Source organism: Kribbella sp. NPDC026596, from assembly GCF_040638415.1.
In the GTDB taxonomy this organism is placed as follows: domain Bacteria; phylum Actinomycetota; class Actinomycetes; order Propionibacteriales; family Kribbellaceae; genus Kribbella.
In genome coordinates this window covers 14,266-39,691 of record NZ_JBEZYF010000012.1, presented here as the reverse complement: position 1 = coordinate 39,691, position 25,426 = coordinate 14,266, and the positions used below count along the sequence as shown (strand labels likewise).

Genomic DNA, 25,426 nt, shown 5'->3' with positions numbered 1-25,426 from the left:
CCCCGTCAGAAAGAGAGCTTGGCGCCGACCTCGGCAGCGGTGGTGATACCACCGAAAGCCTTGCCGGCTTGGGATGTGGCCTTCTCCACCGTCAGGAGTGGACCTACGTGAGTGACGACCAACTGCTTGGCGCCAGTACGACGGGCCAGTTCGCCGGCCTGGGTTGGGGTGTGGTGGACGGCATTGGGGTGGGGGTCGTTGGCCTCGCAGAGGAGGAGGTCGGCGTTGACCGCCAGCTCGTCCAGCGCGGAGCACGGGGCGCAGTCACCGGAGTAGACGAGGGTGTGGCTGGAGGACTCGGCTCGGAGTGCGTACGCCTCGGTGCCGTGCTCGACCGCGCGACTGGTCAACCGGAGGTCCTCGACAACAACCTCGTGGCCGTCGTGCAGGCGCCGGAGGTCCAGTACGTCGGACAAGAACACAGCATCTGGTTGGGCGAAGAAGCCTGCCAGCCGGACCGCGAGCGCTGCGGGGGCGTAGACCGGGAGAGGGGTCCGGGCCGGGAGTTCGCCGTATGCCAAGGCGTAGTAGGCGTTGAGGAGGTCGCCGATGTGGTCCAGGTGGAGGTGCGAGAGCCAGACCGCGTCGAGTCGCGCCAGGGTCGTGTGCCGGAGGAGTTCGGCGAGTGAGCCGGGGCCGGCGTCGACCCACACCTCGGCGCCGCCGGCGCGGAGCAGATATCCGGAGCAGGGCCGGTCCGGCAGCGGGTACGGCGCGGCGGTGCCGAGGACTGTGAGTGTGGTCAGAGCTTGGCGCCGATCAGTTGGTAGATGTCGTCGTGGGCACCGGGGAGGTCGTCGTGCCCGAAGTCCGGGTAGAGCCGGGCTTCCTTGGGCGCGGTGATCTTGTTGTACGCCGCGAACTGGGTGGACGGCGGGCAGACCTGGTCCTCGAGGCCGACGAACAGGGTGACCTCGGCGCGGATCCGGGGTGCGAGATTCTGGACGTCGATGTACCCGAGAGTGGTGAAGACCTCGTCCTGGCGCAGGTGCCGGGGATCGCGCTTCTTGAACCAGGTGACGATCTCGTCGTACGGGCCGGTCTCCAGGTTCAGGTCCCAGGTCCGCTGGTAGTCGCACAGGAACGGGAAGACGCTCGCGGTGTACTTGATCGACGGCGTCAGCGCCGCGGCCACCAGCGACAGTCCGCCGCCCTGGCTCCAGCCCGTCGTCGCGATCCGGGCGGCGTCCACCTCGGGCAGGCCGCCGATGATGTCCGCGAGCCGCCGGGTGTCCAGGAACACATGCCGGTACAGCAGCCCGTCCGGCCCGTCGTCGAGACCGTGCACCAGGTGGTTGTGCAGGGAGAAGCTGTTCGCCGCCTGTGACTCGGTCCGGAACCCGACCTGCTCCCGCACGTCCAGCGCGGCCACGGTGTATCCGCGAGCGGCGTATGGCAGGAGATCGACCCACTTCGGCTGCTCACCGCCGTACCCGTGGAAGATCAGCACGGCCGGGCCCGTCGGTTCGGCCGGACGGATCACCTTGGCGTGCACGCGGTAGCCGCCGGTGCCGTTGAAGTACAGGTGCTGGGCGGTCGCCGTGGTCAGCGGGAAGTCGGTCGCGTCGGCGAACTCGGTCTCCTGGTCGACGGCGTCGAGCTCGAGCAACGCCTTGTCCCAGTACTCGTCGAAGTCCGCGGGCCGCGGGTTCGTGCCCTGGTACGCGATCAGTTCGTCGTAGGACAGCTCGAAGGACAGCACTGGGGACTCCTCAGCTCGTAGCGGCTGACCTATTCTGCGCGATCGTTGTCATCCGGGGCAGTCCCGTCCCAGATCGTGTACCCGTGGGCCGCGTTCAGCCGGTCCCGCAGCGTGGTCTCCATTGTCGCGGCGTGCCCGGGCGCCAGCCACGAGACCGGCAGCAGGATCGGGTGGTCCGGCTGCTTGGTCCGCAGCACGATCGCCTCGCCGTGCGTGGTCTCCACCCGCCCGACCTCGGTGACGTCGGTCCAGGGCGTCCGTACGCCGCGGACCTCGATCCCGCTGTCCCGCAGCTTCGCGACGATCGGCGGCCGGGCCAGGATCCACAGGCCGGCCACCGTGACCAGCCCGCCCAGGGTGACGAACACCGAGACCGCCACCCCCGGCAGCCCGAGCGCCCAGAGGATCGCGGCCACGCCGAGAATGATCAGCCCAGCGGCCAGGATCCCGAGGAATCGCCCTGCCCGCATCCGGTACGTCGTACGCATCGCCCCAGGATCTCATCCTGGGGACGCGGCTCGAACCGCCGGTGTCCGCGGTGGGCGGTCAGTTGCCGGTTTGGCTGGGGTTGTAGGCGCAGGCGTCGTTCAGGTTCTCGGCGGTGCCGGGGGTCACGGCCGGCTTCGGCGTTGACTTGTTGGTCGACCCGCTCGACGGCTTCTTCGTCGTGGTGGTCGACGGCGTGGACGCGACCGGCTGGGTCTTCGGGGAGATCGCCTTCTGGATGATCTCCTGCATCGCCTCGTAGTCCGGGTTCTTGCCGGTCGGGAAGTTCTTGTTCTTGTCGAGGTCGACGTTGGTGACCTTCGCGCTCTTCACCTTGAGGCCGAGCTCGATGAACGCCGGCAGGATCTCCTGCGGGATGTCGGTGCGCAGCACCTGCTTGCCGGCCGAGGCGATCTGCTGGTACTTCGTCACCAGGGTGGCCGGGTTCACGCTGTTCACCAGCGCGTGGATCGTGCAGCGCTGCCGCTCCTGCCGGGACGGGTCGCTCAGGCCGTAGCGGCCGCGGGCGAACCAGAGCGCGTGGTAACCGTCGAGCTTCTGGTTCGGGCCCGGCTCGATGTAGCCGGACGGCTTCTTCGCGGTGTTCGAGCCCGGGCCGTCGCCGTAGTCGCCACCGATCGGCACCCGGTAGTTGACGTTGACGGTGATCCCGCCGACGGCGTCGATGATCTGCCGGAAGCCGGCCAGGTTGACCTGCATGTAGTAGTCGATGTCCAGGCCGAGCGTCGCGCTCGCGGCCAGCTTGACCACGTCCGCGCCCTCGTTGTCGGTCTGGCCGAGGATCCCCGGGTGCGCCTTCGGCACGTTGTCGTACATCGAGTCGAGGTAGTACTCCGGCTGCTCGACGTTGCCTTTGCTCGGGTCCCAGTACCCGTCGGGGTAGACCTTGTGCAGCGGGGAGTCGGTGGGGAACCGCATCCGCATCCAGTTCCGGCTGAGCGAGATCAGCGCGGTGTCACCGGTTTTGGTGTCGATACTGGCCACGATCACCGTGTCGGTCCGGGTGCCCTCGCGGCCGACGCCGTCGTCGGCGCCGAGCAGCAGCAGGTTCAGCCGCGGGGTGTTCGCCCAGGGATCCTTCTTGTCCACCTTCGGGCGGGTCGCGCTCTTGGAGTCGCCCTCGGACTGGAACACGCTGCCGACCAGGTCGCGCTGCGCCATCACTGTCTGCGCGGCCACGGTCGTCGGTACGGCGATACCGAAGCACAGCAACCCGACGAACATCGACCCGGCGAGCCGGCCGGTGTAGGTCATGCTGACCGGGCGGAGCAGTTTGTGGGACGACACCACGATCCAGATCCAGCAGACGCCGAGGACGACGACCGCCGCCGTCGCGATCAGTAGCTGGCGGGGTGACACCGCGAGGGCCAGGATCGAGTCACGCTGGGTCAGGCCGACGTACGCGGCGATCACGAGCAGCCCGATGCTGATCGTCAGGACGAACGCGCCGAGCTTCTTCCGGCCACCCATCAGCAGGCCGGAGCCGGGGATCAGCGCGCTGAGCAGGGTGAGACCGATCGCCTTCGACGTCGTCCGGGCGCGCGGTGAACGGTGCCGGGACCGGTTGGCTCGAGGCGCGGACCTGCGTCCGGCTGCGCGAGTGCTCCGCGACATAGCTCCGTTCCCTGATCGACGACGTGGCGACCCTCCGTCGGCCGCGCACAGCAGCCCACGGTACTAATGACGCCCACCACACCAAATTGGTTGACGTGACGCTGGCGACCCCCGTCGTGCTCGCCACAGTACAGGTGCACCGGGCTACTCCCCCAAGGTGTCGGCCCCGCCACGCAGAGTGGCGACCAGCCCACTTTGCTGCCGGACCCGTCCACCGGATAGTCTTGGCCGTCGTCGTGTCCCCCGCGTGGGGATCGTCGGAGGAGGCGTCGCCTAGTCCGGTCGATGGCGCCCGCCTGCTAAGCGGGTTGAGGGTAATCCCCTCTCGCGGGTTCAAATCCCGCCGCCTCCGCAGTACAGAGAAAGAGGGCCGCCAGGTGGCGGCCCTCTTCTCATTCACTCATCAGCTGCTTGGCTTCGGCGATGCGTTCGACCGAGCGCGGGGTCATCGGCTCCGGCGAGACGATCAGATGGTCGACGCCGAGTTTCTGGTACGCCGTGAATGCCTCGGCCAACTCCGGTCCCGTGCCGGCGATCGCGCGCGGATCGGGGTCGGGGACGGACGGCTGATCGGAGTCGCGGACCACGATCCCGACCGTGGCGGCGACTGAGCCGTCCGGCTTGCCCGCGGTCTCGAGCGCCTGCCGCAGCGAGCCGAGCTTCTCGTCGACCTTGTCATCGGCAGCGCCGTACCAGGCTGTGTTCCAGGCGTCTGCCCACTCGGCGACGAGGCGCATCATGCGGGGCCGGTGGCCTGCGACCAGGATCGGGATCCGGTGCGGTGGGGCCGGGTCGAGGTTCGCCTCGCTGACGCGGTAGTACATGCCGTCGAAGGTGACCGTCTCACCGCGGACGAGCCGGGCCACGATCTCCAGCCACTCCTCGAACCGCCCGACGCGGTGGTCGGTCGGCAGTCCGAACGCCTCGTACTCCGGATCGTGCCAGCCGGCGCCGACCCCGAGGATCAGCCGCCCGCCGGACACCTCGTCCAGCGTCGCGGCCATCTTCGCCGTCAGCCCGGGGTCGCGGAACGACGCGCACAGCACCATGTTCCCGAGCTCGACGTTCGTGGTGATCGCGGCTACCGCGCTCAGCAGCGTCCACGACTCGTGCATCCCGTACACGCGGCCCTCGGGGTCGCGGTAGAGGAAGTGGTCCGCGAGCCACACCGAGTCCAGGCCGTTCTGGTCGGCCGCCTCGGCCACCGCGCGGACGTCCTTCCACCCCGGCATCCCACCGCCAGGCCCGTCCTCGCCGCCGAGAGGAAGCATCACACCGATCTTCATGCGCTCAACTCCAAGGTCCGACGCCGCTGATGCGGTCGACAGTGATGTGGGTGATGTACCCCGGCGGCACGTTGTCACCGGGCAGGAACTCCGCGTCCGGACCGATATAGGTCTTCGCGAGCTCACGCAGTACGCCGACCGCCCCGCCCTCGGTGATCCGGGCGGTGCCCTTGATCACCAGGTACTCGGTCAGTCCCATCTCGTTGATCTTGTCGGTCTCGACCGACAGCACCACCCGGCCGTCACGCTGGATGTTCTTCACCTTCTGGTTGTTCGGGACGTGGGCGGCGATGATCTCGTCACCGTCCAGCCCGACCCAGATCACCGACACCTGCGGACTGCCGTCCGGGTTGATCGTGACCGGGCGGGTCTGATGCGCCGAGGTGCCGTGCCGAGTGCCGCGCAGTAGGCGTGGGACCATCAGACCCGCCCCTCATGCCCGAGGGCATTGGATTCGAGCACGGCTCGCGCACTCTCCGGGATTCGCATGCGGCCAACGTACGTGGATGATGGCGTCATGAGGAGGCCGTACCTCGATCGGACGGCCGCCGGCCGGGCTCTGGCGGACGAGCTCGGCGAGGTCGGTGGATCCGTTCTGGTGCTGGGGCTGGCGCGCGGCGGGGTGCCCGTGGCGGCTCCGGTCGCGGACGCCCTCGGCGCGGATCTCGACGTACTGATCGTGCGCAAGCTCGGCCTGCCGGGGCAGCCGGAGCTGGCGATGGGCGCGATCGCCGGCGTCGGCTCCTCGACCCACATCGTGCGCAACGAGCCGGTGCTGAAGGGCGTCGCCGAGGAGACGCTGGAGAAGGTCCGCGAACGGGAGGTCCTCGAGCTGCGCCGGCGCGAGCAGGCGTACCGCGGTGACCGGCCCGCGATCGACGTACGCGACCGGGTGGTGGTGCTGGTCGACGACGGGCTGGCGACCGGTTCGACGATGCGCGCGGCGGTCGAGTCGGTACGACGGCAGCGGCCGGCTCGCGTGATCGTCGCCGTACCGGTCGGTGGCGTGGAGAGCTGCCGGTGGTTGTCGCAGGTCGCGGACCAGGTGGTGTGCGCGTGGATCCCGCGGTACTTCAGTGCGGTCGGGCAGGCGTACCGGGACTTCTCCCCGGTCAGCGACGACGAGGTCTGCAGGGTCCTGGCGGCCCGTTGGTAGTGCACCGCGCGGCGCCCCGGCCGGTGAGCCGGGGCGCCGCGCTTGCTGCCCGGTCGCTGGCTTCCGACTCAGCGACCGGTGTCCTGGGGCGTCAGCCGAGCCGCGCCTTCAGATGGTCGAGCTCGACCCGCAGCGAGGCCGGCACGGTGTCGCCGAGCTTGGCGAACCACTCCTCGATCAGCGGGATCTCCGCCTTCCACTCCTCGGCGTCGACGTTCAGCGCGATCTCGAGCTCGTGGTCGGTCAGGTCCAGCCCGGAGACATCCAGCGAGCCCGGCGCGGGCACCCGGCCGACCGGAGTCTCGATCGCGTCCGCCTGGCCCTCGAGCCGCTCGATGACCCACTTCAGGACCCGGCTGTTCTCGCCGAAGCCCGGCCAGACGAACTTGCCCGCCTCGTCCTTGCGGAACCAGTTCACGTAGAAGATCTTCGGCAGCTGGGCCGCGTCGTGGTCCTTGCCGACCGTGAGCCAGTGGTCGAAGTACTTGCCCGCGTCGTATCCGAGGAACGGCAGCATCGCCATCGGGTCACGCCGTACGACGCCGACCTGGCCGACCGCGGCCGCGGTGGTCTCCGACGACAGCGTCGCGCCCATGAACACGCCGTGCGCCCAGTCCCGCGACTCGGTCACCAGCGGCACCGTGGTGGCGCGGCGGCCACCGAAGATGATCGCCGAGATCGGTACGCCGTTCGGGTCGTCGTACTCGTCGGCGATGATCGGGCACTGCTTGATCGGCGTGCAGAACCGGCTGTTCGGGTGGCTCGACAGCTCGCCGGAGTCCGGCGTCCACTCGCGACCCTTCCAGTCGGTCAGGTGGTTCGGCGGGGTCGGCGAGTAGCCCTCCCACCAGACGTCACCGTCGTCGGTGAGCGCGACGTTGGTGAAGACCGAGTTGCCCTTCTCGATCGTGCGCATCGCGTTCGGGTTGGTCTTCCAGCCGGTGCCGGGGGCAACGCCGAACAGGCCGAACTCGGGGTTGACGGCGTACAGGCGGCCGTCCTTGCCGAACCGCATCCAGGCGATGTCGTCGCCGAGCGTCTCGACCTCCCAGCCCTCCAGCGTCGGGTCGAGCATCGCCAGGTTGGTCTTGCCGCAGGCGCTCGGGAACGCGGCCGCGACGTAGTGGACCTTCTTCTCCGGCGAGATCAGCTTGAGGATCAGCATGTGCTCGGCCAGCCAGCCCTCGTCACGGGCCATCGCGCTCGCGATGCGCAGTGAGTAGCACTTCTTGCCGAGCAGCGAGTTGCCGCCGTACCCGGAGCCGTACGACCAGATCGTGCGCTCCTCGGGGAACTGCACGATGTACTTCTCGTCGTTGCACGGCCACGGAACGTCTTTCGCACCGGAAGTCAGCGGAGCGCCGACGGAGTGCAGGCAGGGCACGTACTTCGCGTCGGTGCCCATCTTCGCGAGCACTTCAGCGCCCGTGCGGGCCATGATCCGCATCGACGCGACGACGTACGCCGAGTCGGTGATCTCGACGCCGAACATCGGCTTCTCCGCGGTCAACGGGCCCATGCAGAACGGGACGACGTACATCGTCCGGCCGCGCATCGAGCCGCGGTACAGCCCGGTCATCAGGGCCTTCATCTCGGCCGGCGCCATCCAGTTGTTGGTCGGGCCGGCGTCGGCCTCGTCGACCGAACAGATGAACGTGCGCTGCTCTACCCGGGCGACGTCCGAGGGGTCGGTGCGGACCCAGAACGAGTTCGGCTTCTTCTCCTCGTTCAGCCGGACCATGGTGCCGGCGTCGATCAGATCGGCGGTCAGCTTGGCGTACTCCGCGTCCGAGCCGTCCATCCAGTGGATCCGGTCGGGCTGGGTCAGTTCGGCGACCTCGGCGACCCAGGCCAGCAGGCCGGCGTGGTGGGTCGGGGCGTCAGTCAGGTCGTACGTCTTCTTCTGGTCCTCGGCTTTGAGGGGGTCCGGGGAGTCGGCGGGGAGGTCGGCTTCGGTATGGGTCGGGCTGGCGGTAGTCGTCATTCGCGGCTCATTCCCTCTCGGCTGTCGGGCCCGGTGGCCGCCCGGCCCCTCGACGCTGAGGGGGGTACGGCTCCGGCCGCCGGGGTCTCCGGCGGTTCGATTCAGCTGGCTGGCGGTGTGATCTCTCGCATACCAGTGCGTCCAGTGGACGTATACCAGTGAGCAAGTGGTACTACGGTACGGGATCGAACCGAGTGCTGAGAACCCCTAGAAAGTGAACCCGGTCACAAAGTTTTCGCGACAATCGCTTTCCGGTGAACCTTGTGAAAATGAGAACGGCCCGCGCTGTTCGCGCGGGCCGTTCACCGACGATTCTTCGGTGATCAGGTGGTCTGACGCCAGATGTCGTTGACGACCCGCTGGACGTCCGGCTCCTCGCCGGAGGTGTTTGTGGTGACCGCGGTGCCGACCAGCCACCACTGGCCGCCGCTCAGGAACGCCCTCGTCATCGTCACGGCGTACGGCGAGGTCTTGCGCTCGGTCAGCCAGGTCCGCGCATCCTTCGCGGTCGCGGGCGCCGGCATCTTGAAGACATTCGTCCACTGCTGGTCGAACGCCGCCCGGTCCGCCAGGCAGCCGGCGAGGCTCGCGCACGGGTGCAGCGCGAGCCGTGCGTCGATCGAGTTCTTCAGGACCTCGGAGTACTCGGACTTGGTCTGGATCCGCCGGTAGACGACCGACGAGGACTCGCCGAGGAACGTCACCTGCGGCGGCCGCGGCCAACCGAGCGCGATCGGCAACTCGGCGTTCGTGATCACCTGGAGGTCGGTGCCGGCCGGATACGTGGCGCCGAACACGCCGGGAGCTCCGTCCGGCCGTTTGTACGGGGCGGTGGTGATCTTCTCGATCGCGGGCAGGAGCACGGGCGACGGGTAGGCGCTCGGGCTGACCGCGGCGACGGGGGCGGCTTCGGTCGGCTCGTCCTTAACGGAACTGCCGATCGCGGTGCCGACGGAGTAGGTCACGGTGAACACGATCAGGACGATGAGGGCGGCGACCACGTAGATCCCGGCGCCGATCTTCTTCCGGTACTCCCGCGCAACCTCGATCTTCGACTGCGGCCGCCCGGGTGCCGGCTCAGCCATTGCGGGCGGTTCGGTTCGGCCGGACTGCGGTCCTGGTTGCGGGTGGTCGGCGTACGACGGGATCGCCTGGTTGCCGTCGTACGGCGGGATGCTCGGCGGCATTGCGCCGTACTGGCTGAGCTGGGCCCGCACCGCCTGCAGCGACTCGTCGTCGTTGCCGAGAACGCCATCGAGCGGATCGATCAGACGCTCGGCGCCGGTCTGGCCCGGGATCAGCTGCGTGATCGCGTACGGGCGATCGGAGTTGAAGTTCGCCGCCCACAACGGGGCCTCGAGCCGCTCGGGTTCGAGCGCGGCGTCGCGCCCCGCCCGCACCAGCCGGTCCCGCACCGTCACATCCCGCGCGCCGGCATCACTCAACACCAGAGCGACGACCTCCATCCCGGTGAAGCTGCGCCCATGCCACAACTCCGCCAACGGATGCAGCAGCAGCCGTTGGTCGAACTGGTACCCGGGAATCACCGGCGCACTGTCGCTCACTTCGTCTCCCAGATCGCCCGGTCCGCCAGCACCAGCGCCGCCTTCTGAGCCGTGTCCGCATCAATCGGATTGGCCGTGTAATCCACCTGTACGACGATGTCCGCGCGCTGAACGAGTGTCCGCACGGTCCACGCCTCCCCGCTGATACCGCTCGCGCTCCGACTGGCCTTGGTCGGATACGGACGATCCGGCACCGCGTCCATCGGCGATCGGCTGAGGACCGTCTTCGCCATCTGCTCAGGCGTGAACGGCGCATTGCCCGCGCCGGCGTCGCGTCCGCCGTACGGCGTGATCGTCACCTTCACGGCCGCCGCCGTATACGCGCTCACCTTGCTCCGGCTGCTCCCCGCCTCGCAGGTGATCGACGTACTGCCGCCCTGCACCATGGTGACCTTCGCAGCACCACTCGATGCCTTAGGCAACAGGCTGGACACGTCACCGACCCGAGCACACAGATCAGCCGGCATCGACCGAGCCGGCACGATGTCCTCCGGCTGCACCGGCTCGCCAACCGCAAACCCGAACCCGGCCCCCGCAACCGCGGCCACCCCGCACCCGATCGCCGTACCCCGAACCAGTCGACTAGCCATGCCCGCGACCCTAGCCACGCGAAGGTCCTCCCTCACCGATCAGCAGCCCGCCTTCGACGCACGCCAAGCCCACCCGGTTCCACCCCGACCGTGTTCGCCCACGCGCCCGCTCCGCGCGCTCCTCCGTCGCGTGCTACGCCGGGTCGCTCCCACCCACCCATGGTTGTGCGCGCTGCCGCGCGCGCGACCACCCCGCGGTCCCGCCCACACGTGAACCGCCAACCCAGCCTCGTCACGGGCTCCAACCGACCGTGATCAACCCCACACGCCCGCTCCACGCGCTCCTGTCGTCGCGTGCTACGCCGGGTCGCTCCCACCCACCCTCAGGTGTGCGCGTGGCTCCTTCGTCGCCAACTCCGACCACCCCGTGGCGCCGCGGCCAGCTGGACCAGCAAGCCAGCCTCGCCCGGGGTTTCCGACCGAAGGCGGCCCACCCCACGGGACGCCACCGCGCCTGCGACTCCCAAACCGCAGGCGGGTCGTTGATCCAACCCACTCAGCTCGGGGCAGCCACAGCTCTGTCCACGATCGTCTCCGCCGAACCGACCGCCGTACTGCGCTTAGTCGAGCAGGGTCTTCACCGAGCCGCCGGACTCGGAGAGCTTCGTACCGAGGCCCTGGAGCGCGTCGCCGACCGTCGCGAGGATGCCGGACAGGTCCTGCAGATTGCCAGCCAGGCTCTCGACCTCGTCGGCGACCCCGCCGATCTGCCCGCTGCCGTCGTTCAGCTTCTTCGCCGCCGCGTCCCCGATGCCCGGGATCTTGTCCAGCTCCCCGGCCAGCCCCGAAAGCATGCCCGCGGCATCTTCCAGCTTGTCCTTGGCCGCGCTCATCGTGTTCGCGCTCCCGGTCAGCGCCTTCCGCGCACCGCCCTCGCCGTCATCCCCGACCAGCGCACCCGCCGCCTTCGCCGCCTGCTCCCCGGCCTCAGCCAGCCCCGACCCGATCGTCTACAGCAGCTCAGGCAGCTTCCCAATGAATCCGACCGCACCGTCCGGCAGCTCCCGTACCAAGTCCAGGACCTTCTGGAAGTCGTCCGAGTTCTCCATCACGAACCCGACAGCCTTCTTGACGTCCCCCAGATCGCGCCCGCCCAGCAAGTCCTCGATACCCATCCCCGGATGCTAGGGCCCGACGTACCCTCCACCACCCCCTCCGATTGAGCCCCCACCACCCCCGGCGAGTCGCACCCCCAGAGCCGATTGGCTTCCACCCACCTCCCCCATGTATCGTTACTCGACGTTGTCCAGCGCTCGTAGCTCAACGGATAGAGCATCTGACTACGGATCAGAAGGTTGGGGGTTCGAATCCCTCCGAGCGCGCAAATCGACAAGCCCAGGCAGACCCCATCTGACCTGGGCTTTCGTGTTTTCTGGGACATGCCAGAAGGGCGGCCCGACTGCTCGGCCACCCTTCCGTACCCCCACCCGTACCCCAACGTCACTCTTCGCTCTGCTCCCCAAACAGGAAGTCGAGTCTGTCGACTGCGTCCCGCGTCACGTCCTCGGCCACGTCGACATAGATCACCTTGGTGACGGTCGGCGAGCTGTGCCCAAGCACGTCCTGGATGACCTCCAGGGGTACGCCTTGGCTGTAGAGCAGCGAGGCGCACGAGTGCCGGAGGTCGTGGAACCGGATACGCCGTACGCCGGCCTTCTCGCACAGCCGGTCAAAGTGCCGGTTCATGTTCCGTGGCTCGATCGGAGTTCCGATCATGGTCGAGAACACATAGCCGCCGTCCTGCCATGACTTCCCCGCATTCTTCTTCTCCTGCGCCTGTGCGGCCCGGTGAACTCGGAGAGCAGATACAAGCGGCTTGGGTACTGCGATCAGTCGTGTGCTCCCGTCCGTCTTGACCTCCCCAAGCTTGAGCGCACCGTCGACGCGGTGGAGCGCCTGGTTGACCCGGATCAGGCTGTTGTCCAAGTCCACGTCTGCCCAGCGCAGTCCGAGCGCCTCACCGCGGCGAAGGCCGAGCGACAGAGCCACCGCGTACAGGGCATAGAGCCGGTCTTCCCGGATGGCATCCAGAAAGGTGGTTGCCTCCGCACGACTCCACGCCTTGAACTTCGGCCGGTACTTGTGGTTGAGCCGAAGCTTCTTGGCGATGTTCTCCGTCAGGATCTCGTCCTCGGATACGGCATCTTGGAGAGCAGCTCGGAGCAGTCGGTGCAGGTACCGAACGGTGCCGTCGGCCACGGTCGACCGGCAGCACGCCTGCGGGTCGAGAGCGCAGCACCGAGCACCTACGATCGCCTTGGCGTTCTTACGAGGCGGCCGGCCTTCCCTCTTCTTCCGCTCGGCCACTGCCCGCTCCTCACGCGCCTTGTCCTTGCCCTGGGCGCAGCACTGGCACACCTGCTGGAGCTGGAACAGGCCACGCCGTACGTCGTTCGGACGGAGCGCGGTGAGCTTCTTCTTGCCGAACAGCGGGACGAGGTACTTCGTGATGAGCCACTTGTAGCTAGCAAAGGTCGTGTCGCGGACCCGGTGCCGTGCGTGCTCCTCCAACCAGTAGTCGAGGTACTCGGCCACGGTCTGCGTGCTGGAGGCCACGCGCTTACCCGACATCGTGTCGGCCTGCATCTTGGTCAGCTTCTGGTGGACCTCCTCCCACGTCTTGCCGTAGACGCTCTTGCGCACCTCACGGCCGTCCGTCGTGATCACGTAGGCGCGACCTTCGTACAGGCCGTTGGAGCGCTGTCGGATGTTCCCCTCACCGTTGACGTTCCGCTTGCCCGTCGACGGCTTGGCTGCCTTGGGCTTGCTCGCCGGCTGAGCCTTCCGCGGCTTCTTCGGCTCCTCGGGCTCCATGAATGCAACAGTCGTCATCAGGCGGCGTCCTCGATCAGGCCGGCGATGTACGCGCGGATCGACTCCATCGGGACCCGTCGACCGTTGCGGACCTTGACGCTGGTCAGGTCGCGTTCCTTGATCAACCGGTAGACAGTCCACCGGGAGACGTTCAGGTGCTCGGCCGCTTCCTCGACCTTGAGCAGTCGCGAATCGTCTTGCATGGCTTGCTCCCCAGTTGGCTAGGCCGCGCTCGCGGCGGATGCGTTGTCAGTTGCCGAATTGCTGTCGTCTGGTGGTTTGGCGCGTTGTTTGGCTTGCTCGTATTGCGTGCGCCAGCGGATGCGTGTGGCGATGGCGTCCGCGAGTACTTCCTTGTGGGTCGGGATGCGACGCGGCCCCTCTTCGCCGGGCCGGATCGGCTTCCAGATGAAGCGAGGCGCCTCGGGGTCGTCGGTGTGAGTCGCGAGTTCGTTCTGGTCATCCATCTCGACGCCGGCAGCCGCGAGGGTCTGGCGGACAACCTCGGAGCGGTCCGCGCGATGTTCGGTGAGGGTCTTGCCGGTCCACTGACGAGAGACGAGGACGCGTCGACCACCGAGGCCGAGGTGTGCGCGATCATGCGCCTTCGAGTCGCACTCCCCCGGGATCGTGTCGCCGCCCGCGCCCTTCGGGGTCACGCCGTACCGCAGCCAGTTGGCGCACTCCGGTGAGCACGGCAGGACGCGTACGTGCGCGTGAAGTCGGCCAATGTGGGCGCGCTGGGCCGGGTGGATTTCGCCTAGGTCGTCGCCGTACGTCTCGCCGATCGCCTTACCGAGGTACTTCGTCAGGTAGCCGATCGCCTTGCCCACCTTGGCATCCGTGTCGGCGACGATGCCTTGGTAGTCGATCTGCGTGCCGAACCGAACGACATGGGCAGGTTGGGCAGCCGGGTCGGCGTCGAGGTCGTCCAGGGCCTGTTCCCAGGCCGGAAGCAGAGCGCCGGTCGACGGGTCCACGAAAGCGCCGGCCAGCTCGTCCCACGCCGGCAACTCCGGGTTCGAGGCGCAGCCGTAGACGGGTCGCCGATGGCTGGGCCACCACATTTGGTGGTAAGTCGCCTTGGCAACCTCGCGGACAGTGTCGCGAGCAACGGTGCCTCGCACGGCGGCGTGAAGGTGCGGCGCTAGGCGCTTCTGGGCTTCGACCACGGCGAAGTACTGCGCCTTGTAGCCGGCGCACCGGCGCAGGTTCTGCATGAACCGATCGATGAGCTTCGGGAAGTGCAGCGCGTCGAGTGCTGCCCGGCGGTAGTTGTAGGTGTCGGGGTCGACCGGAGTCGAGAGTAGCGGTGAGTTCTGGCCGTGGACCACGCCGCACTCGCACGGCACGAGCCCCTTGCCCGGTACGCGGTGCGGGAGTCGGTGGGTCGCGCCGTACGAGCCGAGCGTGAGCGTGATGAACATCGACGGTCGGTAGGTCTTGCCGTTCGGAGCGGTGAAGGTCGTGCCAACCGTCCTCTTGTCCATGTCGACCTTCGGGAGGTCGGCCGCGTCTTGGCGTCGTCGGGTCGAGCGGACTCGGCGGGAGGTGTCGGAATCGTCGGCCGAGGGCTCATCGTCCGCGGGTGCGTCGTCGGCCGGCGCTTCGGGTTCGGTGTCGCGGTGCCAGCCCTCGCGGCACTGCTGCATGCGGAGGCGACGGTTCGCCTCGGCGCAGGGCGGGCACTTGCTGACCAGGGTGGAACCGCACGACACCCCGACCACTCGGTCGGTGCCGGTCTGTGTGTCGAACACCCGATTGAGGACCGGACGCACGCAGACGCCGTTGGTCACGGCCAGGTCCCGCACAACGTCAAGCGGGAACCGGTCCAGGGTGGTCTGTGCGGTGTTGGTCATGCCGCTGTCCTCCAGAGTGCAGCGGGACCGTCGAGGACAACGCTCAGTGCTCGGTCCACATCGGTGCCGAAGGCAAGTTCTTCACGGATGGCGTCGCGCTCGTCTTCCGTCGTACGGCCCCAGACACCGTGCTCATCGGCGACGATCGCGGCGGCGAGGCAGGACCGGACGACCGGGCAGAACGAGCAGAGATCCTTCGGGTTCGTCGTACGACGGATGCCACGCGACGACTCGTCTTCGGGATAGAAGTCGTCGGTGTCGAGGTAGCCGGCGCAGTACGCCTTGTCCTGCCAACGAACGTCGATCCGCTGCACGAGCGAGGCCCGAGACTTCTTGGACAGACCCGGCACGAGCGGGAGGACGAGTTGAATAGGTACCTGCCGGCGCGCGGTCATGCTGCTACTCCTTCCGGGGTTGGGATGTGCTCGCGAGCGCCCACGAGATCCGGCGCGTATGTGTCCACGAGGTCAGCAATGTCCTCGTCGGTGATGTGGGAGAACCTGACTCGAATGGGCTCGGTCTCTCCGTCGACGGCGACGTACCCAACGCCTGGCAGGGTCTCGGGGATCTTGTCGCAGCGCGCGCCCCGCTCTCGGGCCCCATCGGCGAGGACGAGTCGGACTTGCTCGGCCTCGGCCAGCCGCAGGGCCAGCCGGGTCGGGAACAGGTCGCGGAACGGGAGTACTTCCTTGCGTGGGTCTTGCAGCGCGCCCACGACCGTGATGCCAACGGCGCGACCTTGCGACAACAGCAGCGAGAACGCCTTTGCGATCCGCTTCTTCATCGCCGGGTCAGTGATGTATGCCGTCAGAGAGGCCAGCTCGTCCGCGATCAGGACGATGAACGGCTCATCGAGGCTCGGCCTGAGCAATCGGGAGAAGCCGCGAAGCTTGCCTTGCCGCCGACGCATGATTGCCACCAGATCTTCAAGCAGGGTGGCGAATGCCTCTTCGTACTCGGCATCGCTAGCGCCGTCCATCGCCGGATCAGATCCGTAGCAGAACCGGTGGAACAACCGCCGACCAAGCGCCAGCTCCATGCCGCCCTTCGGGTCGAGGACCCACAGTTGGACCAGGCCGGACCGGATGCCCGGACCAAGTGCCGCGATGATCGACCAGAGAACCGAGCCCTTACCGGCGCCGGTCGCGCCAGCCACCAGCAGATGCGTGTAGAGCAGCCGGAGCCGGAACATCAGGCCGTCTTCACGGCGCGCCACGTCGAGCGCGTGGAGGTTCGGCGGATCAGCAGCAGGGATCGGGGCGACAACCTCGCGCAGCGGGTCGTTCGTCAGGAACCACAGCACCAGTCGGTCACTGCGCCGGGGCAGCGCCCAGCCGAACAGGCGCGCCATCCATCCCTCGACACCGCCTGGCCACCACGCCGGGATCATCGAGGCTGCCGAGCGCACGCGGCAGTCCTCAGCGCCGAAGGTACGAGCCAACCGCTCGGAGTGCTCGGCGTAGTCGGTGAGGATCTGACCCGGCAGCAGCCGAACCGTCACCTGATCGACCGTGCCCGACGAGCGGACCTTGATAATCCGCGGCACGTAGGTCCGATCGTCCAGCCGAACCGTCAGGTTGAGCGCCCGCATCGTCGTGTCCCAGCGGGTCCGGTACTCCAAGAACCGTCGCCGTGAGCCACGAATCCGCCAGACGACCCGCTGCGCGAACGAGTCGGGCCACCTCCAGCGCCAACCTGCCAGTCCGGTCGCCGGTACAGCCGCAGTCGCAATGACCAACCAGGCTTCGCCGCCGGTCCAGAGTTGGTGCGCCTTGAGCCCAAGCAACGGCACGATGACGAACAGCGGGTGCCGGATCAGCCAGCCCGCCACGCGGATCACCGCCCGCATGCAGTACCAGAGCACGACCCACTTGAGCCGGATGGCGACCGTGGGGGACCGGAAGTTCACCGGTCCCGTCCCGACCTCCTTGCCCTTGATCTTCGCCATGCCGATCAGCCGCCGTTCGATCGTGTGACATCGCACATGTCCGGCTCGGCCGGGAGGCGGAGGATGTACTTCGGGCACGGACCCGGCGTGTGCCGACGCTTGCCGCAGAACGGACAGGGACCGGACTTCGCGCCACCGTCCGGGATGCCGCAATAGCCGATCTCATCGCCGTCCGCGCGGACGAAGACCTCTCGCGCCTGTCGGCCACAGGTGCAGAGTTCGCCGTCCGCGCCCGGACGCCACGGCGTCATCACAACCACCCCTCCGAGTAGAGGACGCGGCTGCCCGGCTGCCCCGAGGGACCGTCCTCGTCCTCGTCGGGATCGTCGTACTCACGGTCCTCCCAGTCGTCGCCCTCCTCGTCGACGTCGGACAACCACGCCTGATGCTGGTTGAGCCAGGTGCGCGCCTCGAAGCGAACGAACTTGCTCGGCTCACCCGTCAGCAACTCGCTCAGCAGGAATGCCGCGCGACCGTTCTGATAGGCCAGGTACTGACCGGGGTCAACGCTCTCCGCGACGCTCATGCTCAGGCCGCCTTCTGCTCAGTCGCGCCCGAACCCGGCATGTTCTTCGGCGCCCGGAGTCCCATGCAACGGAAGCTCCAGCCCTGACGAGCCCGGCAGCGGTGCGAGCGACCCTCGTCCGGAGCCGAGCAACCCCGTGTATCGACCCACGGCGAAGCGGTCATGCCCTGCAACTCGATCGCCGTGAACGGCAGACCCGGAAGCGCCGGCGGAAGCACCGGCTGAACCTTGGTGATGATCCGGACCGTGAAAGTCCGGTCCGCCTTGCGCGCTTCCGGGTCACCATCCATCACGTCGAGCGTCCAGACCGGCAGGCCGGACTCCTCATCGATCGTCTGGACGGCGGTCGTCTTCGTGGACTTCTCGAAGTCCCGAGCCGCGGTCACCTCCGACACCGCGAACAGACCGTGCGGGAACGTGTCGCCGAACTCGACCATGATCCTTCTCGGCATACCCATGATGGCTCAGATCCCTTCATTGGATTCGTACCAACGTTTGGTACGAGACCAATCTTTACCCCGGGGTTGGCGCGAAGTCAAGGAAAATGGGACCATTGGTTGGTACGAACCAGGAGGTTCCCTCGAATGGCACAGTCAGCACCGCTCTACCAGCGCATCGCAGCCGAGCTGCGCGAGCAGATCCGCACCGGCAAGATCAAGGCCGGCGAACGCCTGCCGACCGAGCAAGACCTCATGGCCTCGCACGACGTATCCCGGAACACCGTCCGCCTCGCGCTCGGCATGCTCCAGAACGAAGGCATGATCACCAGCACCCCAGGCCGTGGCACGATCGTGCGCGAGCGGATCATGGCCGACTACCACGCCACATGGGCCGAGACCCGCGACCGCCGCGCCTCCGATCAGGCCGACGCCTTCCAATCCGAGATGGCCGAGCAGGGACGCCACGCCGAGTACCGCGACTTCGCCATGAGCCTCGAAGTAGCCGGCCCCGACTTCTCCCACCGCCTCCAAGTGGATCAAGGCGACGCGCTGGTCTCCCGCGGCTTCGTCCGGTACGCCGACAACCAGCCGCTAAGCATCCAGGTCAGCTACTACCCGATGGACATTGCCCAACTGGCCGGCCTAGTCGTGCCGAACGACATCCCCGGCGGCGCGATCCGAGCCATGGCCAGGGTTGGGCACGAGGAGATCGGCTACCGCGACGAGATCACTGCCCGCATGCCCACCCCGGACGAGGCCCGCAAGCTCCAGCTCGGCTCCGGTACGCCGGTGATCGTCTACGCCCGTACGACGTACAGCGACAAGCGGCCACTTCGCCTAACGCTGACGACGTTCGCGAGCGATCGGAACCGGGTCATCTACGAACTCGGTGACGTGCGCGCCTACCTCGCCCAAGAGGGCGCCGAAGCATGATCATCGAGCGCGCCGACGCCGACGACCTGGGCGTCATCCTCGCCCTTCGCACCGAGGCCAGCGAGTGGCTCGCCGAGCGCGGCATCAACCAATGGGCCGTCGCATGGCCCACCCCCGAGGAGCAGAACCGCCGCATCCTCGCCAGCATCGAGGCCGGCGAAACCTGGATGATCCGCGACGAGAACGAAGCCACCATGGCCACCGTCGCCCTCGACACCTTCTCCGACCCGCGCCTCTGGACTCCGGAGGAGCAGGCCGACCCGGCGATGTACATGCACCGCCTCATCGTCCGTCGCAAGCACGCCGGCCTAGGCACCGAAATCATGGACTGGGCCTGCCACCGAGCCCACCGCCTCGGCCAGCACTGGCTCCGCATCGACGTGTGGACCGACAATACCGGCCTCCACGACTACTACCTACGCAACGACTTCAAACACGTCCGCACCTTAGATCTCGCGGACTACCCGTCAGGTGCGCTCTTTCAGCGGGCTACCGAGGGTCTCAGAGCGCCCTGAGCGACGCGCTTCTTGGAGCGTCGGTCAGCGGGGTGCGCCACAATATTCTCCATGCTCCTCGCCATCATCAGCGTCACCGCAACGCTCACCGTCGCAATCATTGCCGCTGTGGTGGCCTTGAGAACCAAGCGAATGGAGCTCGCAGCCAAGGTCGACGACCGAAGAAATGAATCCTTGCAGCGAGGGTACGATCTCGTCCTTGCCTCAACAGACCTAATTTGGCATTACTACTGCCACATCCAATTGGACGCTGTGGGATGGGGCCATCCGAAGGATTGGGATGACAAATTCCCTCGGATGAAGAACCAGATCGACGCGACCATGACGGCAGGCGTCGACCTATTGAAGCAGCACTCCAGCCATTACGAAAACGTCTCTGCCGTTCTCCGCTGGATCTATCGCGTCACTCGCGAGGGTTACACGCTGAACATGATGTCATCGACGCCCAACGACTACGGCCAGGTTCGGGACGCCCTTATCCTCTGCGCTAGAACCGATGCGAGATTAGGCCCGCCGATCAAGGCAAACCATTGGAAAAGAGTGGCGAAGGAGAATCGACCGCGCGATTTCTCCGATCTCGATGCATCGGAGGCCCTATCGCGGATGTTCGCGATCATGGACGCTCATGGCGGGGCAACCATGATGCTAAGTAGCGCCACCGAGGAGGGGCAGAACATGCTCCTTGCCTATTTGGACAGCTTCAATGAAGCTCCAAAGGTATTCGTGCCAAGCCTCGCTACTACAGAGGGTAGGATCAACGACTGGATCAGCAAGGGCGTACTGGATTATGGACTATTCTGCTCGTCGGGCCAGGAATCTTGTAGTGATACAGCGCAGCGACGCCTCCGAGCGCTGCTGGACGAAGAATCTGATGAATAGGGCAGGCACGTTGGCTCGGTAACCTGCGAGAGACGAGACGATGGGCGGCAGGGTGGAAGTTGGGGCGCGGATCGCGTTGCTGCGTAAGCACCGGCAGTTGACCCAACACGGCCTAGCGACGCTGGCGAATGTCTCGTACAGCCTCTTGACGAAGGTCGAGAGCGGAAGCCGTCCCGCCAGTGAGGGATTCGTGGCGGCGTGCGCACGAGCGCTGGGCGTCGAAATCTCTGTCCTGCTTGGGAATTCAGCACCCGAGACGACGCAGGACCAACGGTTGGGCAAGATGCTCGGCCGGGTACGCACCCAGCTCGACCTGTACGACCTGGACCCAGACGAGACCATCACACCTCGTCCGTTGCCCGTCCTTCGCGAGGCGGTCCGGGTCGCGAACGTCGTTGGTCAGGCGGCCCGGTACGAGTCAATGACTCCGGTCCTGCCGGGTCTATATGCCGAACTGCACGCGGCGGCAAACACCTGGACCGGAACCGACCGAGCCGACGCCTGGGGATTGCTGGCGGAGGCGTACCGCTGCGCGCACACGGTCGGTATCGCGGCCGGCTATCCCGACCTGTCGCTGATCGCGCTGAACCGCATGGACTGGGCAGCTCGACAGGCAGGCGATCGGGCACCGGCACTTCGCGCGGCCCGCGAGTACCTGCGGATCACGGCGTACCTGCGCTGCCACGACTACGAGACATGCTGGCACCTGAACAACGCCGGCCGAGCCCACCTCGAGGGGACAGATCCGAAGACTCCCGGGGCGTTGATCGCATCCGGTCAGTTGAACCTCGGCGCGGCCGTTCTGTCGGCGCGGACCGGCGACGCATCCGCCGTGCGCGACTATCTCAACGAGGCTGAGCGCTACGCCGACCTGACCGGCGAAGACCTCGAAACCTTCTGGTTCGGCTTCGGCCCCACCAACGTCGCAGCTCATCGCGTCATCACGATGATCGAGCTTGGCGACTACTCCCACGCCATCCACCTCGGCGAGTTCATCCAGTTCCCCCGCGGCTGGCTCCCGACCCGGGTTGGGCACCACCACTTCGACCTGGCTCGCGCCTACCAGCGACTTAACGTCCCAGAGCAGGCCCTCCGCCATCTGCACATCGCCCGCCAGGTCGCACCAGGCCAGGCCCGCCGGCACCCACTGGTACGAGGCGTCGTGCAAGACCTCCTCCACACCTCACGGCACCCGTCCGAATCACTTACCCGCTACGCCGCCTGGATCGGCCTCTGACAGGCCGCGCAGACTTTCACAAGCTGTGAAAGTTGCCCCGTTTACGCATCGCCACTCTTGATCACGTAGCGCACTGAAACCGCTACCGAAGCTCTTGCTTCGCCCTCAAAAACAACGGGTGCAGACCATGCTTACGGCGTTCGTGATCCTCCTTACCGGTGCCGTCCTGGACGAAACCCTCCTCGTCCTGCCAGTGCGGAGCCGAGTCCTGTGAGCGCGCCGGTCACCGAGCAGCCGCTACACCGGGTCTGCGTGTGGTTCGGCGCGCACCTGATCATTGACCACGTCTCGGATCCGGCGTACGCGGCCCGCTTCGAGGACGTCATGCGTCGTCGGTTCGCCAGCCTCCAGGTCACGAACGAGGAGGCAGCCGGCCAATGACCGACAAGCCCGCGGCCGTCGCGTACGTCAACGCAAGTCTCTTGATCACCGGCTCGGAACTAGAGCGCGTCCGGATGGACGTTGCCCGGTTCGCCAGCGACTGGGGATACGCCCTCGCCTATATCCACGTCGAAGACCAGGCCAGTACCCCCGATGCCTTCAACGGCATGGTGCAACAAGTCACGGCCCTAGACATCACGACGGTTCTGGTCCCGAGCCTCCTCCACTTCGCCGGCCTCGGCAGCCCCGTCGAGGTCAAGAACCGCCTCGAACACCTCATCGGCGGCCGGGTCATCCCCATCACCTCCCCTTGAACCGGCGGGGCCGGCGTGCTGATCCCTGCATCCGCGCCGGTCACGCCGACCACCCCGCGCCCTTGCCCTGGATCTCTCCACACACCTCTGGGCAAGGGCGCGGCCGTGTCCAGACCTTGATGAACGGACAAGCGATGCCCAAACCCACCCAGCCATCGCGACAACTCTGCCCCACCTGCAACGGCAAGGGGTGGACCGTCGTACAGAAAACCCGCATCAAGAACGGCAAGGTAGTCACCGAGCCTGAACACGAACCCTGCCCCACCTGCGCAGGCACTGGATCGGTCAACTCCTGATCCACCCGCCGAGGAGCTTCCTGCCCCCGCGGCGCCGCCTGACTTCGCGCCTATCCGAGGGGTGGCATCTCACCGTTCGTCCGCTGAACAATCATGTTCGCAAGCGCCTCTGACGCCCGGGTCAGCTCGCGCGCACTGAGAACATACGACACGGCCTCATCCGGCGTCGGCTTGTGCTGACCATGCGCGACCTTGTTGCGCAACTGTCTCAGACCGTCGACCGCCGAGACAAAGTTTTCATTCACGTAGTCTCGGTTGCGCAATGTTCGGATCGCAGAAACTTCGTTGCCTAGCCGGATGGAAAGACCCCGCTGGTTTAGGTTCGCTGTGGCGGCGCCAATCAGGTCTCGCAAAGCGCCTTGCAGTTCGTCCCAAGCGGCGGTGATGGAATACGAGGGATTGTCTGTCGCGTCTCTAGCGAGAATCGAGAACCTGTCGGCTACCTCTAGCGGAACTTCTTGGTCTGCTTCGACCAACTTCTCATCAACGTCAGAGGTTGCGAGTTCTGCCTGCTTCCCCGTCTCAACCAGCTTGCGTCCAAATTGAACCTTCTGACCTAAGCCCTCCCATGAGTCAAGTCTGCCGATCAAGGCCCGAAGTGACCGCCGAAACCCGATGAGGGCGCCAGTGACTACGACTGGCCATGCAAGGTGATCGACAAGCGCAACCGTGAACTCCATCCACCCCATGGGACGTATCCTTGCGCAGAGTCTTCGGCCTGTCCGGCAGACACGCGTCTAGTGTGATTCGCCAACGGACATGCCACACATCTTTGCCGGTTCAGGTACGACACGCGACAAGTCTGGGCGAGCACTTGGGATGGCGGCCAACGGTGCCGAGTAGAGTGCCTTGCGCCGGCGTCGCCTACTCCATTCCGCGAAGCGCGCCCCCCGACGGGTCCTCTTTGACTGCTCGCGACGTCCGAACTAGCCGCTATTCAACCTTCACTGCGGCCACGTCCTCGATTTCGCCGTCGCCAGCCACCCGGACTCAATCCCCAGCGGGTGGAATGATCGCCCAGGTGTAGATATCTCGACGCCGGTCGTAACTGCATTCGTACCAGATGTCGTTTGCCTCATCGTGCTCAAGGTTGCCCAGATCCTCTGGTCCTCGGCAAGCGTCTGGGTCGGGAAGCTGCGGCACGGAACTCACTCCTCGCCGGTGAAGTCAAGTTGCACGGACGCCAGGTCCATCCCGTGGTCCGTTACGGCGGGAGCCGACAAGGTCTCGCCCTTGTCCATCTTGAAGTGCTTGCCAAGTGTCTCGGTCTGCCCCTGGTAGTTCGATCCCAAACCTCGTTCGCCGTACAGCATGGTCGGCTGTTCTACCATGCGCTCGAAGGTCAGCTTGCAGACAGGTTGACCATGTTCAATCATGAAGGCGACGTCGTGGGCGCGAACCTCCAACGCAGCAGTCGAACCTGCGCCTCGCTGTTCGGGGTTGTATCCGAATCCGGGGTCGAAGAACCCTGCGTAGTGAGTCCGGAGCTCGCCGCTCGTGGGATCATAAGCGGCCATCTCTGAGGCCAAGTGAGGTGGAATCGTGACCGCCTCGTGCGACATCAGCAGGTAGAAGCTCTTCGGCTGCAGAACAATGCGGTCGCCTGCCTCTCGAGTCACCTTGTCCCAGAACAGGTGCGGATCGGACCCTCCGGCTCTGTTCAGATCGAGCAACGGAGCACTGCTCCGCGCCTGCCATCCGACACCCTTTCCTTTGGGACCACGCAGATTCAGGCCCAGGAAGAGACCTGAGGACAGATGGAGCTTCTTCGGGGACACAGGTTTGCCCGCGACTGACAACAACGGACTGTCAGCGTGTTCCCGCCGGATGTCCGCGTCGGATAGCGCCGCGTCTCCGACAGACAGGCGCAGTTGGTTCAGGGTGAGTCCGCGGCGAACTCGGACCGAAAATGAGAGAGGAACCACTTCGAGATAGAGACGGCCGGTATAACCCGGCTGGATGTCATCGAAGCGCGGGCCGCGATCTGTGATCACGCGAGTGAACACATCAGCTCGCCCTGTCGAACTCTTCGGATTCGCTCGTGCCCGCATTCCTTGCGGCAGATGGAGTCGCTCCATTAGCGGGATGACGTACGGGAGGCCTACCTCAAGCACCGCCCCGTCTTCACCCGTGAGATCTATCTCGTACTTGCCCAACTCCCGAATGCGCTCCTCCACGGTGTGCGGTCCGGGAAGGAAACTGCACTGCATTCGGTGCGCCACATCTCCCAGGCGCAGGTCGAGGCTCGCTGGCTGGACATTGGCGGCCGGGATATCATCGCCGGAGGCGATGATGACTCCCTCCGAGATCGCCTTCTCTATGTGCTGATTTGGCAGCACACCGTTGCCCGTCCACAGGTCCACCATGACGCCCAGTCTCCTCCTTCGCAGTTCGTCGGAGTCTAGCGACACGACACGAGCATGGCCCCAGCAGAGATGCGAGCTGGCAAGTCAAGCCACGTCCGCTCGTGCCCGATCCGCGCTCTCCATCGTCGCAGATCACCTGGCGGACGAACGTCACGCATCAACCGACGGAGGAGCGACCTCGGCGTCTGCCGGATTGACCTCTTAAGAATCAAGGCGCGCCGCAAGCGGCGCGCAGCGCGGCCCGGGCTTACGACCTCCGGCCGACGCCCTCCACCGCGCGCACCTTCTGCGTCTGGCCACTCCTGAAGCGCTCCCTCCGACCATCCGAGTCCGAGCTTCCTGACGGTGAAGGCCGGCGGTTTGGCCCCGTCCCCCTGGCCGCCCGATTGTCCGGTCACCACGACACGCCTCAAGAGCGCTTCGCGTCCCTGCGGGATCGGCAAGCCGACTCTTGACCCGCGCCGCGCTGCCCTGGTTTGGCAGCTATCAGGGGGACGTGGCAGGACTGGCGACG

28 protein-coding genes, 2 tRNA genes and 1 pseudogene are annotated in these 25,426 nt (G+C 66.5%); 10 read left to right on the top strand and 21 right to left on the bottom strand.

Annotation, left to right across the window (positions count from 1 at the left end; genetic code table 11):
• Positions 1 to 5: 5 nt before the first annotated feature.
• Genes AB0E63_RS12410 through AB0E63_RS12395 form a run of 4 tightly spaced genes read right to left on the bottom strand, consistent with a single transcriptional unit; the run spans position 6 to position 3,823 of the window.
• Positions 6 to 704, bottom strand: a complete 699-nt coding sequence (locus AB0E63_RS12410; protein ID WP_360364912.1) for an MBL fold metallo-hydrolase — start codon at positions 702 to 704, stop codon at positions 6 to 8.
• 38 nt (positions 705 to 742) lie between these two features.
• Positions 743 to 1,702, bottom strand: a complete 960-nt coding sequence (locus AB0E63_RS12405; protein WP_360364648.1) for an alpha/beta fold hydrolase — start codon at positions 1,700 to 1,702, stop codon at positions 743 to 745.
• 29 nt (positions 1,703 to 1,731) lie between these two features.
• Entirely contained in the window at positions 1,732 to 2,190 is a 459-nt protein-coding gene (locus AB0E63_RS12400; RefSeq protein ID WP_360364646.1) for a hypothetical protein, read from the bottom strand.
• A gap of 58 nt (positions 2,191 to 2,248) precedes the next feature.
• Positions 2,249 to 3,823 carry an LCP family protein gene (locus AB0E63_RS12395; protein WP_360364644.1) on the bottom strand — a complete coding sequence of 525 codons (1,575 nt, stop codon included), beginning with the start codon at positions 3,821 to 3,823 and terminating at the stop codon, positions 2,249 to 2,251.
• A gap of 262 nt (positions 3,824 to 4,085) precedes the next feature.
• Between AB0E63_RS12395 and AB0E63_RS12390 the strand changes: the two genes are divergently transcribed.
• Positions 4,086 to 4,175 (top strand) — tRNA-Ser (locus AB0E63_RS12390).
• A 40-nt stretch (positions 4,176 to 4,215) separates the two neighbouring features.
• Here the strand turns inward: AB0E63_RS12390 and AB0E63_RS12385 are convergent.
• Positions 4,216 to 5,109 carry an LLM class flavin-dependent oxidoreductase gene (locus tag AB0E63_RS12385; RefSeq protein ID WP_360364642.1) on the bottom strand — a complete coding sequence of 298 codons (894 nt, stop codon included), beginning with the start codon at positions 5,107 to 5,109 and terminating at the stop codon, positions 4,216 to 4,218.
• 4 nt (positions 5,110 to 5,113) lie between these two features.
• The gene (locus AB0E63_RS12380; RefSeq protein WP_360364640.1) at positions 5,114 to 5,530 is read right to left on the bottom strand and encodes a TIGR03618 family F420-dependent PPOX class oxidoreductase; all 417 of its coding nucleotides are present in this window, start codon (positions 5,528 to 5,530) and stop codon (positions 5,114 to 5,116) included.
• Positions 5,531 to 5,626: 96 nt separating this feature from the next.
• On the opposite strand from AB0E63_RS12380, the gene AB0E63_RS12375 reads away from it, so the two are divergent.
• Positions 5,627 to 6,265 carry a phosphoribosyltransferase family protein gene (locus AB0E63_RS12375; RefSeq protein WP_360364639.1) on the top strand — a complete coding sequence of 213 codons (639 nt, stop codon included), beginning with the start codon at positions 5,627 to 5,629 and terminating at the stop codon, positions 6,263 to 6,265.
• A gap of 91 nt (positions 6,266 to 6,356) precedes the next feature.
• On the opposite strand, the gene AB0E63_RS12370 is transcribed toward AB0E63_RS12375, so the two are convergent.
• The 5 genes from AB0E63_RS12370 to AB0E63_RS12350 all read right to left on the bottom strand — a co-directional run bounded on the left by AB0E63_RS12370 (position 6,357) and on the right by AB0E63_RS12350 (position 11,519).
• Positions 6,357 to 8,249 carry a phosphoenolpyruvate carboxykinase (GTP) gene (locus AB0E63_RS12370; protein ID WP_360364638.1) on the bottom strand — a complete coding sequence of 631 codons (1,893 nt, stop codon included), beginning with the start codon at positions 8,247 to 8,249 and terminating at the stop codon, positions 6,357 to 6,359.
• 323 nt (positions 8,250 to 8,572) lie between these two features.
• Positions 8,573 to 9,814, bottom strand: coding sequence for a hypothetical protein (locus AB0E63_RS12365; RefSeq protein WP_360364637.1), 1,242 nt, complete (start codon positions 9,812 to 9,814; stop codon positions 8,573 to 8,575).
• Positions 9,811 to 10,404, bottom strand: a complete 594-nt coding sequence (locus AB0E63_RS12360) for a hypothetical protein (RefSeq protein WP_360364636.1) — start codon at positions 10,402 to 10,404, stop codon at positions 9,811 to 9,813. The genes AB0E63_RS12365 and AB0E63_RS12360 overlap by 4 nt, the downstream gene beginning before the upstream one ends.
• A 560-nt stretch (positions 10,405 to 10,964) precedes the next feature.
• Complete coding sequence (locus tag AB0E63_RS12355) at positions 10,965 to 11,237, bottom strand: hypothetical protein (RefSeq protein ID WP_360364635.1); 273 nt, start codon at positions 11,235 to 11,237, stop codon at positions 10,965 to 10,967.
• A gap of 117 nt (positions 11,238 to 11,354) precedes the next feature.
• Positions 11,355 to 11,519: a hypothetical protein gene (locus AB0E63_RS12350; protein WP_360364633.1), complete on the bottom strand. Its 165-nt coding sequence runs from the start codon at positions 11,517 to 11,519 to the stop codon at positions 11,355 to 11,357.
• A gap of 134 nt (positions 11,520 to 11,653) precedes the next feature.
• Here AB0E63_RS12350 and AB0E63_RS12345 point away from each other — a divergent pair.
• Positions 11,654 to 11,726 (top strand) — tRNA-Arg (locus AB0E63_RS12345).
• A gap of 118 nt (positions 11,727 to 11,844) precedes the next feature.
• Here AB0E63_RS12345 and AB0E63_RS12340 read toward each other — a convergent pair.
• The 8 genes from AB0E63_RS12340 to AB0E63_RS12305 are packed head-to-tail and all read right to left on the bottom strand — an operon-like array spanning position 11,845 to position 18,009.
• On the bottom strand, positions 11,845 to 13,236 hold the full coding sequence (locus AB0E63_RS12340; RefSeq protein WP_360364631.1) for a site-specific integrase: 1,392 nt from the start codon (positions 13,234 to 13,236) through the stop codon (positions 11,845 to 11,847).
• Positions 13,236 to 13,421, bottom strand: a complete 186-nt coding sequence (locus tag AB0E63_RS12335; RefSeq protein ID WP_360364629.1) for a helix-turn-helix domain-containing protein — start codon at positions 13,419 to 13,421, stop codon at positions 13,236 to 13,238. The genes AB0E63_RS12340 and AB0E63_RS12335 overlap by 1 nt, the downstream gene beginning before the upstream one ends.
• Positions 13,422 to 13,439: 18 nt before the next feature.
• Positions 13,440 to 15,077: a replication initiator gene (locus AB0E63_RS12330; RefSeq protein WP_360364627.1), complete on the bottom strand. Its 1,638-nt coding sequence runs from the start codon at positions 15,075 to 15,077 to the stop codon at positions 13,440 to 13,442.
• Positions 15,074 to 15,472: a WhiB family transcriptional regulator gene (locus tag AB0E63_RS12325; protein ID WP_360364625.1), complete on the bottom strand. Its 399-nt coding sequence runs from the start codon at positions 15,470 to 15,472 to the stop codon at positions 15,074 to 15,076. Before AB0E63_RS12325 ends, AB0E63_RS12330 begins: the two co-directional genes overlap by 4 nt.
• On the bottom strand, positions 15,469 to 17,025 hold the full coding sequence (locus AB0E63_RS12320) for an FtsK/SpoIIIE domain-containing protein (RefSeq protein WP_360364623.1): 1,557 nt from the start codon (positions 17,023 to 17,025) through the stop codon (positions 15,469 to 15,471). The genes AB0E63_RS12325 and AB0E63_RS12320 overlap by 4 nt, the downstream gene beginning before the upstream one ends.
• A 5-nt stretch (positions 17,026 to 17,030) precedes the next feature.
• Entirely contained in the window at positions 17,031 to 17,276 is a 246-nt protein-coding gene (locus AB0E63_RS12315) for a hypothetical protein (RefSeq protein ID WP_360364621.1), read from the bottom strand.
• The gene (locus AB0E63_RS12310; protein WP_360364619.1) at positions 17,276 to 17,551 is read right to left on the bottom strand and encodes a hypothetical protein; all 276 of its coding nucleotides are present in this window, start codon (positions 17,549 to 17,551) and stop codon (positions 17,276 to 17,278) included. Before AB0E63_RS12310 ends, AB0E63_RS12315 begins: the two co-directional genes overlap by 1 nt.
• Positions 17,552 to 17,553: 2 nt before the next feature.
• Entirely contained in the window at positions 17,554 to 18,009 is a 456-nt protein-coding gene (locus AB0E63_RS12305; protein WP_360364617.1) for a plasmid replication, integration and excision activator, read from the bottom strand.
• A 126-nt stretch (positions 18,010 to 18,135) separates the two neighbouring features.
• Between AB0E63_RS12305 and AB0E63_RS12300 the strand changes: the two genes are divergently transcribed.
• From AB0E63_RS12300 to AB0E63_RS12270, 7 genes and pseudogenes are all read left to right on the top strand, one after another.
• Positions 18,136 to 18,924, top strand: coding sequence for a GntR family transcriptional regulator (locus AB0E63_RS12300; RefSeq protein WP_360364615.1), 789 nt, complete (start codon positions 18,136 to 18,138; stop codon positions 18,922 to 18,924).
• On the top strand, positions 18,921 to 19,439 hold the full coding sequence (locus AB0E63_RS12295) for a GNAT family N-acetyltransferase (protein WP_360364613.1): 519 nt from the start codon (positions 18,921 to 18,923) through the stop codon (positions 19,437 to 19,439). The genes AB0E63_RS12300 and AB0E63_RS12295 overlap by 4 nt, the downstream gene beginning before the upstream one ends.
• Before the next feature lie 51 nt (positions 19,440 to 19,490).
• Positions 19,491 to 20,318 carry a hypothetical protein gene (locus AB0E63_RS12290; protein ID WP_360364611.1) on the top strand — a complete coding sequence of 276 codons (828 nt, stop codon included), beginning with the start codon at positions 19,491 to 19,493 and terminating at the stop codon, positions 20,316 to 20,318.
• A gap of 40 nt (positions 20,319 to 20,358) precedes the next feature.
• Positions 20,359 to 20,538: pseudogene (locus tag AB0E63_RS12285) on the top strand (helix-turn-helix transcriptional regulator); the annotation flags it as partial.
• A 54-nt stretch (positions 20,539 to 20,592) separates the two neighbouring features.
• Positions 20,593 to 21,555 (top strand): hypothetical protein, encoded by a 963-nt coding sequence (locus AB0E63_RS12280; protein ID WP_360364916.1) that lies wholly within the window; start codon positions 20,593 to 20,595, stop codon positions 21,553 to 21,555.
• A 210-nt stretch (positions 21,556 to 21,765) separates the two neighbouring features.
• Positions 21,766 to 21,936 carry a hypothetical protein gene (locus tag AB0E63_RS12275; protein ID WP_360364609.1) on the top strand — a complete coding sequence of 57 codons (171 nt, stop codon included), beginning with the start codon at positions 21,766 to 21,768 and terminating at the stop codon, positions 21,934 to 21,936.
• A complete protein-coding gene (locus AB0E63_RS12270) occupies positions 21,933 to 22,250 on the top strand; it encodes a hypothetical protein (protein WP_360364608.1) in 318 nt (105 codons plus the stop codon). The genes AB0E63_RS12275 and AB0E63_RS12270 overlap by 4 nt, the downstream gene beginning before the upstream one ends.
• 346 nt (positions 22,251 to 22,596) lie before the next feature.
• Here AB0E63_RS12270 and AB0E63_RS12265 read toward each other — a convergent pair whose 3' ends face one another.
• Both AB0E63_RS12265 and AB0E63_RS12260 read right to left on the bottom strand, forming a co-directional pair.
• Positions 22,597 to 23,226 (bottom strand): hypothetical protein, encoded by a 630-nt coding sequence (locus tag AB0E63_RS12265; RefSeq protein ID WP_360364606.1) that lies wholly within the window; start codon positions 23,224 to 23,226, stop codon positions 22,597 to 22,599.
• Between the two features lie 468 nt (positions 23,227 to 23,694).
• Complete coding sequence (locus tag AB0E63_RS12260) at positions 23,695 to 24,912, bottom strand: 2'-deoxycytidine 5'-triphosphate deaminase (RefSeq protein WP_360364604.1); 1,218 nt, start codon at positions 24,910 to 24,912, stop codon at positions 23,695 to 23,697.
• Positions 24,913 to 25,426 lie beyond the last annotated feature (514 nt).